This is a genomic window from Planotetraspora silvatica, from assembly GCF_016863315.1.
In the GTDB taxonomy this organism is placed as follows: domain Bacteria; phylum Actinomycetota; class Actinomycetes; order Streptosporangiales; family Streptosporangiaceae; genus Planotetraspora; species Planotetraspora silvatica.
Window position 1 is genome coordinate 137,038 of record NZ_BOOQ01000041.1, and the last position, 13,526, is coordinate 150,563.

Sequence of the window (13,526 nt, forward strand, 5' to 3'; positions counted from 1 at the left end):
ATCAGAGAGTCGGGGCGACAGGATTTGAACCTGCGACTTCTTGCTCCCAAAGCAAGCGCGCTACCAAGCTGCGCCACGCCCCGTCTCGTCGGTTACGCGTGCGCTCGGATACTCCGGTACGCTTACGCCCTGACGACCGGATGAAGTCTAAACCAGATGAAGACCGGCGCGCGCGGACGTAGCTCAATGGTAGAGCCCCAGTCTTCCAAACTGGCTACGCGGGTTCGATTCCCGTCGTCCGCTCTCAGTGCAAAAGGCCAGGTCATCCCGTACGGGAAGCCTGGCCTTTGTGATCTTCGCAGATTCTTTTAAATCTTCCGTGCCCGTTGCGTGCCCGGTGCCTCGTCTTTGTGCCCGTCCCGCGCAACCTTGAAGGCTTTCCCGAGCGCCTGAGCGATGGCCCTATCTCGGTCCTGGGCCTCGTGCTGATAGATCAGCGCCGCCCGTGTGGAGGCATGTCCCATCCGGGTCATCAGCTCCTTGAGGCTTGCTGCGTTTGCTGCCGCGAGGGTGTTGCCCACATGCCGGAGATCATGAAGGTGGAGCGAGGGAAGCCCCACGTCCTCACGGACCTTGTTCCAGATCCGTCGGAAGCCCGAGCGCCGCAGGAGAGCGCCCTTCGGACCGATGAACACGTAGACCAAGGTTGCGGTGAACGGCTGCGCCGAGCGAGGCACGACCTCGGCCGGCGTCTGGTTCGGCCGGAGACCAGGCGCGCGATCCCGCGACCACCAGCAACCGCCTTTCAGCGGTCGCCGTCGCTCGATGGGCGCAGCGCGGTCAGGAGGTTTTCGAGCTGGCCCCATGCCCGCGCGCTGGCAATGTGATCGATGTAATCGCGAGACTCGACGATGAGCCCGTCGCGAATACGGAGAACGAAGACACAGGGCACGGTGAACGCCTCTCCTGTCTCGTCCACGTGCCCCTGGTAAGCGAACTCGGCGACGATCACCTCCGGATCAGCGGTGTCGTGGATGACGATGTTGACCGGCTTACGGTTCAGCGTCCGGGCAAACGGCGGCGGTGCGGTGAAGTGCTCGTGCAGTTCGCTACGGCTCAGCAGCGGCGGCGGGTTGAGCGGGTGAAACGGGTGGGTGACATGGGTCTGTTCGGCATAGAGGTCGGCCAAATTTTCGTACGGCCCTTCGCAGACCCCATTCACCAGGCGGAGAAACACGTCACGCGGGCTACTGTGACCATCGCCGCCGTCCGGATCGGCTCGGGAATCCATGGACCTCACCTTATCGATTTCCACTTCGACAGCTACCCGCCCCGGCGCTTATTGCCCGTGCCCGTCGCGTGCCCGTCAGCACGGTGACTCACGGCAAGCCATGGAAAGCCACGGAAAGCCATGAGCGAAACGATTGGGCGCGTGACCGGCGTCGCAGCGGGCTGGACGATCGCGTACCGAAATCTTCCAAACTGGCTACGCGGGTTCGATTCCCGTCGTCCGCTCCACTTGTAAAAGGCCAGGTCAGTCCGTACGGGGCGCCTGGCCTTCGTCATCTCCAGTGGTTCTTGAAGGTCTTTCGTGTCGAGCACGTGCGCCGGCGAAACCAACGGCCACGCCGGGGCTGGTCACCCCGGTACTGCGGCTTCTACGGTACGAGCCATGACCGATCTTCCCCGGGGGCAGGAAGCCCTGATGATCAACATCCGTGAGGCGCTTGTCCTGGCAGGCCTGTCCCCCCACCCCGACCGTGACCAGATGGACCGCGGTCCCGCACGTGATCTCGGCGGATTCGGCCTGCACCCGGAGGGCGAAACGTCCGTGCGCGTGACCTGGAGGTACCACGGCGATCTTTTCGACGCGATCCACTCCGCCTCCGTCGCGGATCGCGATCCGCAAGATCGCCCATCCTCCGCCTGGGCCGACCGGACCGAAGAGATCATGAAACGCGCGATGACCGAGATCCTCTGGGTCGCCGGGTTCACTGTGACGCTTCGCCCATCCTCAGCCCCCGGCGACGACTTCCCCGTCGCATCCTCGCTGCTGGTCGGCCCCGACCCGCGTCCCAGAGACGACCCGGCCCTGCCCCAGGAATGATGCGATCCACGATCGAGCAGTCGGGCCAGGGTCCGGCCGCCGAACCGCTCTAGCGGGCCGTCGGGTCCGCATCGCCGCGATCGACGTCCCGATGGCCGCCACCGAGTTTCTGGAGAATCGAGAACAACCTCTCGATCAGCGATATGGACTTCTTCGAGTTCGCCGACTCGGTGGACGGCGACGATGTCCTCCGCGGCTTTTGACTGGTCGGTTCGTCGGCCGTGGCCCACGTAGCCGTTCAGTCCCACGAGATGCTGATATTTCAAAGGCCTCTATCGAAGCCGGGGGCTATTCATAGAGACATACGCTGATGTTGTGGACCCCCTTCACCGATACGACCGCGTTGATTTGTCGCGTCCACCGGTGCCGCGAACCGCCCGGCCGCATCCTGTCGCCGAGGCCATCGAGGCTGTCATCTCGTGGCCGTTTACGGTTGGCATGGGGTTGTTGATGGCGGCGCGGAAGATCTGGCAGACGCGACTCCCGCGCTTCGTCAGGATCGTGGCTCTGGTCGTCCTGGTCCCGCCGGGTGTTCTGTTCGTCTTCATAGCGTTCGCCGAGTAATTCGCATGGGCAAAGCGCGTATTCACATGGGCTCCGCCCCGGCATCCCTCGTCGCATAACTGGATCGCCATGTCCCGCCCCGAAGTGCCACTCGGGCGCCCTGCCGCGAAGATGATCAGGATCGTCAGATGAGGTGCCCGTCCACCGGCAGGACCGGCGCTTCCACCTGGACCGTCCCCGGATACTTCAGGCCGGCGCCCGTGTTCAGCACGACGACCTGTTCGTCCGCTTCGATCCAGCCCGACGCGCGCAACTTGCGGGCCGCCGCGAATGCCGCCGCCCCCTCGGGACAGACGAAGGCCCCCTCCAACGCCGCGACCTGGCGTAGTTCGGCCAGCAACTCGCCGTCGGTGACTGTCACCGCGGTCCCCGACGTCTCCTCGAGCGCTTCCAGAATGAGGAAGTCGCCGAGGGGCTTGGGCACGTTGATGCCGAACGCCACGGTGTGGGCTCCATCCCAGTACCGGCTCTCCCGCTCCCCGCGCTCGAACGCGCGGACGATCGGCGCGCACCCCTCTGCCTGTACGGCGACCAGCCGTGGCGGCGGACCAGAGATCCAGCCCAGCTCCCGCAGCTCGTTCAGGGCCTTGTGGATGCCGATCAGACCCACGCCGCCGCCGGTCGGGTAGAGGATCACGTCGGGCATCCGCCAGCCGAGCTGCTCGACGATCTCGATGCCCATGGTCTTCTTGCCCTCGATGCGGTACGGCTCCTTGAGCGTCGAGGAGTCGAAGACCCGGCCGTCTGAGGCGGCGACCAACTCGCCGACGATCCGCCCGGCATCGCTGATCAGTCCGTCGACCAGATGCAGGTCCGCCCCCGAGGCCGTGCACTCTCGCCGGGTGATCTCCGGGGCGTCCACGGGCATGACGATCGTGGTCGCCAGCCCGGCCCGGGCGCCGTAGAGCGCCCAGGCGGCGCCGGCGTTGCCGTTGGTCGGCATGGCCAGGCGCTCGATCCCCAACTCGGCCGCGCGGGACACTCCGACAGCCGCGCCGCGTGCTTTGAACGACCCGGTGGGGATCAGCCCCTCGTCCTTCATCAGCAGCCGCGGCAGGCCGATCCGCTCGCCGTACCGACTCATCGGCAGCAACGGCGTCATCCCTTCGCCGAGGGTGGTCACCGCCCGCCTGTTCCTGACCGGCAGCAGCTCGTGGTAGCGCCAGAGGTCGGGGGAACGCCCCGCGAGCTCCCCGGGGTCCACCGCCGCACGAACCGCCGCCAGGTCGTAGCGGGCGAGCAACGGCGACCCGCATGTGGTGCACAGGTTCTGCGGACGCTCACTGTCGTGATGGGCTCCGCACCGGCCACACTCCAGATGGGACAGCTGGCTGAAACTCACATGCGCTCCCTACTGCACTTCTGGGTGCCGACGTTCGCACGACTGGCTGGCACATTCGACTGCATATTCGTCGATACTGTGACATAACCGTCGATATTTGGGCCGCCCGGACCGTGCGTCGTCACATGCGGGGCGAGGATGAGCCGGCTGCACGTCCAGCGGATCGCCGCGTGGCCGGGAATGGGGGCGGGTTCAGTCAGCGGCGCGGAAGAGCGCCCAGACGGCCTTGCCGCCGTGGTCGAGAGCGTCCCAGCCCCATGCCTGGCTGTAGGTCTCGACGATGTAGAGGCCGCGGCCGTTCTCCGAGATGTAGTCGGGCTCTTTGGGGCAGGGGACCTCGTCGCTCGGGTCCGACACGGCCAGCAGCACGTGTGGGGAGATGCGCACCAGCATCAGGGTTATCGGATGATCGCCCGACCGGCCCGCCGGATACAGAGAGTAACGAACGGCGTTGGTCACGAGCTCGGAGACGACCAGAGCGGCGTCGTCGCTCAATTCCGCGAAACCCCATTGCCTGAGGGTCGACCGCGTGACATCGCGAGCGGTCTTGACGGAGTCGGCCTGGGGCCGGAGAAGACAGGTGGTGGTCTCGGAGTCCTCTGCGGACTGTACGAACCGACCGAAGCCCACTTCGCGGGTTAACTGGCCGGCAGATTCGGGCGTTTCCGACATGCTGCCCGTACCTCCCGCTGGTCAGTTCCGAGGATGGTGCATGTTTGGCCCAATATGCACCAAGTCATCATGGATCACCGGCAAGCCTCGCTGCAAGACCCAAATGCACGTGCAGCTGGCGCGTGCACGTGCGCGCGGAGGTACTGGCGAGTAAATAGGACACGGAGATCAGACCTTGTCATCGTGGCCAGAAGTGGTGACACTGTGTGGGCTGGGGGTGTCGTGCGGGATTCCCTTTGGGCACAGAGGGCCGAGTCGAGAGGGAGGCGCCGTGATACAGATCCAGCCTGGATCAGGGCCGACGGCGCTCCGCATCCTCTTGGGGTCACAACTTCGCCGGCTCCGGGAGAACAAGGGCATCACGCGTGACGAGGCGGGTCAGACGATCCGCTGCTCCGAGTCCAAGATCAGCCGGATGGAACTCGGCAGGGTCGGTTTCAAGGGTCGTGATGTGTCGGACCTCCTCAGCCTCTACGGAGTGGAGGACGAGGAGACGCGGACGGTCGTCATGGACCTCGTGGAGAAGGCCAACGAGCCCGGCTGGTGGCACCGCTTCAGCGACCTGCTGCCCTCCTGGTTCCAGGCCTACGTCGGCCTGGAGGAGGCGGCCCAGCGCATCCGCACGTATGAGGTCCAGTTCGTCCCAGGCCTGCTCCAGACCAAGGAATACGCGCGGGCGGTCATCACGGCCGGCGCCGTGGGCGCGGCGCCGGAGGAGATCTCACGGCGGGTCGACCTGCGGCTGGAGCGCCAGCGCGTCCTCGACGGGGACAGCAGCCCCCGGTTCTGGGCGGTGATCGACGAGGCGGCCCTTCGCCGGCCGATCGGTGGCGTCGAGGTCATGCGCGGTCAGATCCAGCACCTCATCGACCTGATGAACCAGCCCAACATCACGATCCAGGTCATGCCGTTCAGCTACGGAGGCCACGCCGCCGAGGGCGGCGCCTTCAGCATTCTGAGGTTCGGCGACCCGGAGCTCCCCGACATCGTCTATGTGGAGCAACTCGCGAGCGCGCTCTATCTCGACAAACGCGATGAGGTAGACCGCTACAGCGAGGTCATGGAGCGCTTGTGCGCGGTCAGCACGACGCCCATGGAGACGGTGGACCTGCTCCGGCAGATCATGACGGATCTCTGATCAGTCGCTGCCGGGCACCTGTCTGTTCTAGACTGCCCTTGGCGCTGGACAGCCGCCACACTGCAGCATGCCCAAGGCGTGCGCGATGGCGACGGTGCTTCCTGTGCCGCTCACGTGGGCGCGGCGCGCGTTAAGTGCCGCGGTTGCCGTGCACGACGCGCCCGCGATCACCAGATGCTGGATCAAGGAGACCACCCCGTGAAGACCGCTGTCGAGGAGCTCAGCCCTACCCGGGTCAGGCTCACCGTCGAGGTGCCGTTCAAGGAGCTCGAGCCGAGCCTGCAGGCCGCCTACAAGAAGGTCGCGCAGCAGGTCCGCGTGCCCGGATTCCGCCCCGGCAAGGTGCCGGCCCGGATCATCGAGCAGCGCTTCGGCCGCGCGGTGGTTCTCGAGGAGACCCTGAACGACGCCCTGCCCAAGCTGTACGGCCAAGCCGTCGATGAAAGCGACGTCTTCCCGGTGAGCCAGCCCGAGATCGAGGTCACCAAGATCGAGGACGGCGAGCAGGTCGAATTCACGGCCGAAGTCGACGTCCGCCCGACCTTCGACGTACCCGACTACGACGGCCTCGAGGTCGTGGTCGACGCCGTCGAGGTGACCGACGAGGACATCGACACCCAGATCGACGCGCTGCGCCAGCGTTTCGCCACGCTGACCGGCGTGGAGCGGGCGGCGACCAGCGGCGACTACGTCGTGATGGATCTGCGCGCCGAGATCGACGGCAACAACCTCGAGGAGCAGCAGGCCGCTGACGTCTCCTACGAGGTCGGCGCCGGCTCTGTGCTCCAGGGCCTCGACGACGCCCTCGACGGCATGTCCGCCGACGAGGAGAAGACCTTCCGCACCACCCTGGTCGGCGGTGAGAACGCCGGCGAGGAGGCCGACGTGATCATCAACGTCAAGTCGGTCAAGGAGAAGGTCCTGCCCGAGCTCGACGACGAGTTCGCCCAGCTGGCCAGCGAGTTCGACACGCTGGACGAGCTGAAGGACAGCATCCGCGAGCAGGCCCGCCGCAACAAGCTCATCGAGCAGGTCGTGCAGACCCGGGACAAGGCCCTGGAGGCGTTGCTCGGACAGATCGACATTCCGCTGCCCGACAGCGCGCTCAAGGCGGAGATCGACGCTCGCAAGCACAACCTCGAGCACCAGATCTCCGACAGCGGTCTCAGCCGCGAGGCGTACTTCCGGCTCTACCAGACCACCGAGGACGACCAGTTCGCGGAGTTCGAGGAGACGTCCGCGAAGGCGCTGAAGACCGGCTTCGTCCTTGACAAGATCGTCAAGGCCGAGGACATCAACGTCAACGAGCAGGAGCTCACCGACTTCGTCGTGCGCCGCGCCATGCAGCTCGGCGTCGCGCCGAACACGCTGGCCCAGCACCTGGCCGACAACGACCAGCTCACGCTGGCCATGATGGAGATCGTCAGGGACAAGGCCAAGACCGTGGTCGGGGACGCCGCCAAGGTGACCGACGGCGAGGGCAACGCGGTCGACCTCAAGGCCATCTACGCCGAGCTGGACGCGGAGCAGGCCGCCGACCAGGCCACCGAGCAGGAGGAGCCGGCGGAAGCCTGATCGTCAGGCCTTCCACGGCGTCCCGTCCGAGAACGGGCACGACCCCCGGCGCACTTCGGTGTGCCGGGGGTTTTCCCTTGCCGGGGGAAAATCCGCGCAAATTCCTCGAGGGTGCGGGCGTCGCCGACGCCGCCGCACGAGCGACGGGAGGGGCGTCACCGATGCCCCGGTTCCGCCCGATCCCGGGGCCGTCGCGGACGGAGCGGTGACATGGTGATCCGCGCCGTGAGCATGCGCCGTCAGCGAACAGTCGGGCGAGGAGGCATGAGCTGTCTGCGGCGCGCGTTAAGGTCACAAGCAAAGCCAATCGATTACGACGCATCGGAAGGTGACGCTGTGACCAGCCCGCCGACCTTCTTCCCGCACGCCACCTCCGGCTTCGAGGCGCGTGGCCGTGAGGACGGCTCGTTCCGCCTTGAGGACCAGCTCTACCAGCGGTTGCTGCGAGAGCGCATCGTGGTCCTCGGTACCCAGGTCTCCGATGAGGTGGCCAACCGCCTCTGTGCCGAGTTGCTCCTTCTGGCCGCCGATGACCCCAACCGGGACATCTGGCTCTACATCAACTCCCCGGGCGGCTCCGTGACGTCCGGCATGGCGATTTACGACATGATGGAGTACGTACCGAACGACGTGTGCACGGTCGCGATGGGCCTGGCCGCGTCGATGGGGCAGTTCCTGCTCTGCGCCGGTGCTCCGGGCAAGCGCTACGCGCTGCCGAACGCGCGGATCATGATGCACCAGCCGTCGGGCGGTATCGGTGGTACCGCGGCGGACATCGCGATCCAGGCCGAGCAGATGCTTTACGTGAAGAAGACCCTTGCGGAGCGCATCGCGTTCCACACGGGCCAGCCGCTCGACCAGATCGAGCGCGACTCCGATCGTGACCGCTGGTTCACGGCCGAGGAGGCCAAGGACTACGGCTTCATCGATCAGGTCGTGCGCAGCGCCCGGCAGGTGCCCTCTGAGGGCGCCGTCTCATGAGTGGAGCTTCCCAAGTGAGTGAGCTGATCCGGCCGGGAGACATCAACGGCCGCTACGTCCTCCCTTCCTTCGTCGAGCGCACCTCGTACGGCGTGAAGGAGATGAATCCGTACAACAAGCTGTTCGAGGATCGCATCATCTTCCTCGGCGTGCAGATCGACGACGCCTCCGCCAACGACGTCATGGCGCAGTTGCTGACGCTGGAGTCGCTCGACCCCGATCGCGACATCAACATCTACATCAACTCGCCCGGCGGGTCGTTCACCGCGATGACGGCGATCTACGACACGATGCAGTTCGTCCGTCCGGAGATCCAGACGGTCTGCCTCGGCCAGGCGGCCTCCGCCGCCGCGGTCCTGCTGGCCGGCGGAACCCCGGGCAAGCGGTTCGCGCTGCCGAACGCACGCGTCCTGATCCACCAGCCCTCGACCGAGGGCGGCGGCCAGGGAAGCGACATCGAGATCCAGGCACGTGAGATCCTGCGTATGCGATCCCTGCTCGAGGAGATCGTGGCCAAGCACTCGGGCAAGGCGCCCGAGGAGGTCCGCAGGGACATCGAGCGAGACAAGATTCTCAGCGCCGACGAGGCGAAGGCGTACGGGCTGGTGGACGACATCATCCCGTCGCGTAAGAAGCGCGCAGCGGCGATCGCTTCCTGAGAAGGTTGCCGCACCGGATGGTGCCCAATTCGGCACCTTCCGGTGCGACTCACCGCTAGGGGGCTCACTGAGGGCTCAGAAGACGGTAACGTCGAAACCTGAGCGGCATGACGTTTTCGCGCCGGAGCACGAATCGAGGCGCGGACGGAAGCGACCGCGGCGGCAGGGCGGTCCCACGCAAAGGAGTATCTGGGGTGGCACGCATCGGCGACGGGGGAGACCTGCTGAAGTGCTCGTTCTGTGGCAAGAGCCAGAAGCAGGTCAAGAAGCTCATCGCCGGACCAGGCGTCTATATCTGCGATGAGTGCATCGATCTCTGCAACGAGATCATCGAGGAGGAGCTCTCCGAGTCCTCCGAGCTCAAGTGGGACAACCTTCCCAAGCCCCGTGAGATCTACGAGTTCCTCGACGCCTACGTCATCGGTCAGGACCAGGCGAAGAAGGCGCTCTCGGTGGCGGTGTACAACCACTACAAGCGCGTGCAGTCCGGTGAGCGCGGCCGCGACGACGGTCTGGAGTTGGCGAAGTCCAACATCCTCCTCCTCGGCCCCACCGGCTCCGGCAAGACCCTCCTGGCGCAGACCTTGGCGAAGATGCTGAACGTGCCGTTCGCCATCGCCGACGCCACGGCTCTCACCGAGGCGGGATACGTCGGCGAGGACGTCGAGAACATCCTGCTCAAGCTGATCCAGGCCGCCGACTACGACGTCAAGAAGGCCGAGACCGGGATCATCTACATCGACGAGGTCGACAAGATCGCTCGCAAGAGCGAGAACCCGTCGATCACCCGGGACGTCTCCGGTGAGGGTGTCCAGCAGGCCCTGCTGAAGATCCTCGAGGGGACGACGGCGAGTGTGCCCCCGCAGGGCGGCCGCAAGCACCCGCACCAGGAGTTCATCCAGATCGACACCACCAACGTGCTGTTCATCTGCGGTGGTGCGTTCGCGGGCCTCGAGAAGATCATCGAGTCGCGGATCGGCAAGAAGGGGATCGGCTTCAACGCCATCATCCACTCCAAGGAAGAGGCCGACACCTCGGACATCTTCTCGGACGTCATGCCCGAGGACCTGCTGAAGTTCGGCATGATCCCGGAGTTCGTCGGCCGGCTTCCCGTGATCACGTCGGTGCACAACCTCGACAGGGAAGCGCTGATCCAGATCCTGACCGAGCCGCGCAACGCGCTCGTGAAGCAGTACCGGCGGCTGTTCGAGCTGGACAACGTCGAGCTGGAGTTCACCGACGACGCGCTGGAGGCGATCGCCGACCAGGCCATCCTCCGCGGCACCGGTGCGCGCGGCCTTCGCGCCATCCTGGAGGAGGTCCTCCTCTCGGTGATGTACGAGGTACCTTCGCGGCAAGACGTGGCCCGAGTCGTGATCACCCGGGAGGCCGTGCTCGAGCACGTCAACCCGACTCTGGTACCGCGAGACCAACTCCAGGTCAAGCAGCAGCGCACACCGCGCGAGAAGTCGGCCTGACACCAGGCGGCCTCTGGCGCTTCACCCGATCGGTCGGCACATGAGGCGTGCCGACGTCCCTAGAATTGGCCATCATGACGACGCCTGAGCTGCCTACCCAGTACGCGCCCGCCGATGTCGAGACCCGCAATTACGAGCGCTGGGTATCGGAGGGCTACTTCACCCCTGACCCGGGCAGCGGGCGTGAGCCGTACAGCATCGTGCTGCCTCCGCCGAACGTGACGGGGTCCTTGCACGTCGGGCACGCACTCGACCACTCCATCCAGGACGCGCTGACCCGCAGGGCCCGCATGCGGGGCCTGGAGACGTTGTGGCTCCCCGGCATGGACCACGCCGGCATCGCGACGCAGAACGTCGTGGAGCGGGAGATCGCCAAGGAAGGCCTGTCCCGCCACGACTTCGGGCGAGAGGCGTTCGTCGAGCGCGTCTGGCAGTGGAAGGAAGAGTCGGGCGGGCGGATCCTCGGCCAGATGACGAAGCTCGGCGACGGTGTGGACTGGTCGCGTGAGCGGTTCACGATGGACGAGGGGCTCTCCCGGGCCGTTCAAACGATCTTCAAGCGCCTCTTCGACGACGGCTTGATCTATCGTGCCGAGCGGATCATCAACTGGTGCCCGCGATGCCTGACCGCGCTGTCCGACATCGAGGTGGAGCACAGCGAGGACGACGGCGAGCTCGTCTCGATCCGGTACGGCGAGGGCGACGTGGAGATCGTCGTGGCCACCACCCGGGCGGAGACCATGCTCGGCGACACGGCCGTGGCGGTCCACCCCGCCGACGAGCGGTACGCCCACCTGGTCGGCCAGTTCGTGGAGGTCCCGCTCACCGGGCGGCGGATCCCGATCGTGGCCGACGAGCACGTCGACCCGTCCTTCGGCACCGGCGCGGTGAAGGTGACGCCCGCTCACGACCCGAACGACTTCGAGATCGGGCGCCGGCATTCGCTGCAGTCCCTCGCGGTCATGGACGAGCGTGGCGTGATCACGGCGCACGGCCCGTTCCTGGGCCTCGACCGGTTCGAGGCGCGGCCCGCCGTCGTGGCGGCGCTGCGGCAGCAGGGCCGGATCGTCGCCGAGAAGCGGCCCTACACGCACTCCGTCGGCCACTGCTCCCGGTGCAAGACCGTGGTGGAGCCGAGGCTGTCGCTGCAGTGGTTCGTCAACGTCTCACCGCTCGCCAAGGCGGCCGGCGACGCCGTCCGTGACGGACGTACCCGCATCCACCCGCCGGAGCTGGCCAAGCGCTACTTCGACTGGGTCGACGACATGCACGACTGGTGCATCTCGCGGCAGCTGTGGTGGGGCCACCGGATCCCGGTCTGGTACGGCCCGGACGGCGAGATCGTGTGCGTCGGCCCCGACGAGGAGCCACCCGTGGGCTGGGAGCAGGACCCGGATGTCCTGGACACCTGGTTCTCCTCCGGCCTGTGGCCCTTCTCGACGCTCGGCTGGCCGGAGGCGACTCCGGAACTGGCGCGCTTCTACCCGACGAGCGTCCTGGTCACGGGGTACGACATCCTCTTCTTCTGGGTCGCCCGGATGATGATGTTCGGTCTGTACGCGATGGACGGGGAACCGCCGTTCCGTACGGTGGCGCTGCACGGCATGGTCCGCGACCAGTTCGGCAAGAAGATGTCCAAGTCGTTCGGCAACGTCGTCGACCCGCTGGACTGGATCGCCCGGTACGGCGCCGACGCGACACGGTTCACGCTGCTCCGCGGCGCCAACCCCGGTTCCGACGTGGCGATCAGCGAGGACTGGGCGGGCGGCTCGCGCAACTTCTGCAACAAGATCTGGAACGCCACGCGCTTCGCGCTCATGAACGGCGCAGTCTCCGAGGGGCTGCCCTCAGAGCTGACGGCCGCCGACCGGTGGATCCTGTCCCGGCTGCAGTCGGTCGTCATGTCCGTGGACGCCGCTTACGAGGACTTCGAGTTCGCGAAGATCTCCGACTCGCTCTACCACTTCGCGTGGGACGAGGTCTGCGACTGGTACGTCGAGCTCGCCAAGGTTCAGATCGCCCAGGGCGGTGAGGTCGCCGAGAACACCAAACGGGTTCTCGGGCACGTCTTCGATTCCGTGCTGCGCCTGTTGCATCCGCTCGTGCCATTCGTGACCGAGGAGCTGTGGCGTGCTCTCACGGGGGGAGAGTCTCTCGCGGTGGCCCCATGGCCGGTCGTGTCGCCGGACCTGATCGACCCGGGTGCCGAGCGGGAGCTGGCCTCCCTGCAGGACTTGGTGACAGAGGTCCGCCGGTTCCGGTCCGATCAGGGCCTCAAGCCGGGCCAGCGGGTCGCCGCACGATTGTCCCTCGCGGGTACGGCTCTCGCCGGGCACGAAGGGGCGATCAGGACGCTGCTGAAGCTCGATGCCGCCTCGGAGACCTTCGCCCCGACGGCTCGCCTCACGGTGGGCGCCGTGGCCGTGGAGATCGACACGGCGGGAGCCATCGACGTCGCGGCCGAGCGGAAGAGGCTGGAGAAGGACCTGGCCGCGGCTCGCAAGGAGCATGCGCAGGTCACCGGGAAACTGGGCAACGAGCAGTTCATGGCGAAGGCGCCCGACGACGTCGTCGCCAAGGTCCGAGGCCGTGCCGCGCAGGCGGAAGAGGACATCGCGCGTCTTGAGGCCCACCTGGCTGCGTTGCCGGCCTAGGCGATCCCCGCCCGAACGCCTGAGGTTTGGGCGACACAGGGCGGGGAAGGTTCCGTAAGTTGCGGAAGTTGTCATCAGCACCCCTGCGGGGGTGCTAATCTTCATGTACGCGGAAAACACGGCGCGCCTCACCTCTTCTCAGAGAATCGCACGCTAGGCTTCCCGCTAACTCCTCTCATTCAACCCGGTTTCGGGATGTCGTCGAGCGTTCGATGGCAATTCGGATATCGGGTAGGCTGGAGGGGTTGCCCCGGAGACGGGGTGGTCGGAATTCCTGTTGGATTACGGGGTTCGGGTCAAGTGGTTCCGAAAGGGACAATTTGACACGGATTAAGTAGTCCGGGAGAATTACTGACATAACGGAGCCGCGAATAACGGCGCCGGACACAAAAAGCAAGCGGCGGGTCGTTGGATTC

At 66.2% G+C, this 13,526-nt stretch carries 12 protein-coding genes, 2 tRNA genes and 1 pseudogene; 10 read left to right on the forward strand and 5 right to left on the reverse strand.

The genetic code is table 11. From position 1 onward, the window contains the following. Positions 1 to 9: 9 nt before the first annotated feature. Positions 10 to 83, reverse strand: a tRNA-Pro gene (locus Psi02_RS28870). Positions 84 to 172: 89 nt separating this feature from the next. Between Psi02_RS28870 and Psi02_RS28875 the strand changes: the two genes are divergently transcribed. Further along, positions 173 to 243: transfer RNA gene (locus Psi02_RS28875), tRNA-Gly, on the forward strand. Between the two features lie 65 nt (positions 244 to 308). Here Psi02_RS28875 and Psi02_RS28880 read toward each other — a convergent pair. After that, positions 309 to 635, reverse strand: coding sequence for a tyrosine-type recombinase/integrase (locus Psi02_RS28880; RefSeq protein ID WP_203978993.1), 327 nt, complete (start codon positions 633 to 635; stop codon positions 309 to 311). Between the two features lie 110 nt (positions 636 to 745). Further along, a complete protein-coding gene (locus Psi02_RS28885; RefSeq protein WP_203978994.1) occupies positions 746 to 1,231 on the reverse strand; it encodes a nuclear transport factor 2 family protein in 486 nt (161 codons plus the stop codon). A 381-nt stretch (positions 1,232 to 1,612) separates the two neighbouring features. Here Psi02_RS28885 and Psi02_RS28890 point away from each other — a divergent pair, with 381 nt between their 5' ends. The 3 genes and pseudogenes from Psi02_RS28890 (at position 1,613) to Psi02_RS40835 (ending at position 2,611) form a co-directional block, all read left to right on the forward strand. Then, positions 1,613 to 2,047: a hypothetical protein gene (locus Psi02_RS28890; RefSeq protein WP_203978995.1), complete on the forward strand. Its 435-nt coding sequence runs from the start codon at positions 1,613 to 1,615 to the stop codon at positions 2,045 to 2,047. 86 nt (positions 2,048 to 2,133) lie between these two features. Then, a pseudogene (locus Psi02_RS41165) lies at positions 2,134 to 2,250 on the forward strand (DUF6924 domain-containing protein); the annotation flags it as partial. A 235-nt stretch (positions 2,251 to 2,485) separates the two neighbouring features. Beyond that, the gene (locus Psi02_RS40835) at positions 2,486 to 2,611 is read left to right on the forward strand and encodes a hypothetical protein (RefSeq protein WP_275415287.1); all 126 of its coding nucleotides are present in this window, start codon (positions 2,486 to 2,488) and stop codon (positions 2,609 to 2,611) included. 124 nt (positions 2,612 to 2,735) lie between these two features. Here the strand turns inward: Psi02_RS40835 and Psi02_RS28895 are convergent, their stop codons facing one another. Together Psi02_RS28895 and Psi02_RS28900 are read right to left on the reverse strand one after the other, a co-directional pair. Then, positions 2,736 to 3,953 (reverse strand): threonine synthase, encoded by a 1,218-nt coding sequence (locus Psi02_RS28895; protein ID WP_203978996.1) that lies wholly within the window; start codon positions 3,951 to 3,953, stop codon positions 2,736 to 2,738. A gap of 192 nt (positions 3,954 to 4,145) precedes the next feature. Continuing rightward, complete coding sequence (locus tag Psi02_RS28900; protein ID WP_203978997.1) at positions 4,146 to 4,625, reverse strand: ATP-binding protein; 480 nt, start codon at positions 4,623 to 4,625, stop codon at positions 4,146 to 4,148. A gap of 271 nt (positions 4,626 to 4,896) precedes the next feature. On the opposite strand from Psi02_RS28900, the gene Psi02_RS28905 reads away from it, so the two are divergent. The 6 genes from Psi02_RS28905 to Psi02_RS28930 all read left to right on the forward strand — a co-directional run bounded on the left by Psi02_RS28905 (position 4,897) and on the right by Psi02_RS28930 (position 13,110). Then, positions 4,897 to 5,763, forward strand: a complete 867-nt coding sequence (locus Psi02_RS28905) for a Sco1979 family transcriptional regulator (RefSeq protein WP_203978998.1) — start codon at positions 4,897 to 4,899, stop codon at positions 5,761 to 5,763. A gap of 198 nt (positions 5,764 to 5,961) precedes the next feature. Then, complete coding sequence (gene tig / locus Psi02_RS28910; RefSeq protein WP_203978999.1) at positions 5,962 to 7,338, forward strand: trigger factor; 1,377 nt, start codon at positions 5,962 to 5,964, stop codon at positions 7,336 to 7,338. Positions 7,339 to 7,674: 336 nt separating this feature from the next. Further along, positions 7,675 to 8,319 (forward strand): ClpP family protease, encoded by a 645-nt coding sequence (locus Psi02_RS28915; RefSeq protein WP_275409636.1) that lies wholly within the window; start codon positions 7,675 to 7,677, stop codon positions 8,317 to 8,319. After that, positions 8,316 to 8,978, forward strand: coding sequence for an ATP-dependent Clp protease proteolytic subunit (locus tag Psi02_RS28920; protein WP_203957526.1), 663 nt, complete (start codon positions 8,316 to 8,318; stop codon positions 8,976 to 8,978). The genes Psi02_RS28915 and Psi02_RS28920 overlap by 4 nt, the downstream gene beginning before the upstream one ends. A gap of 194 nt (positions 8,979 to 9,172) precedes the next feature. After that, positions 9,173 to 10,456, forward strand: coding sequence for an ATP-dependent Clp protease ATP-binding subunit ClpX (clpX, locus tag Psi02_RS28925; protein ID WP_203957527.1), 1,284 nt, complete (start codon positions 9,173 to 9,175; stop codon positions 10,454 to 10,456). A 74-nt stretch (positions 10,457 to 10,530) separates the two neighbouring features. Further along, positions 10,531 to 13,110: a valine--tRNA ligase gene (locus tag Psi02_RS28930; RefSeq protein WP_203979000.1), complete on the forward strand. Its 2,580-nt coding sequence runs from the start codon at positions 10,531 to 10,533 to the stop codon at positions 13,108 to 13,110. Positions 13,111 to 13,526: the final 416 nt, after the last annotated feature.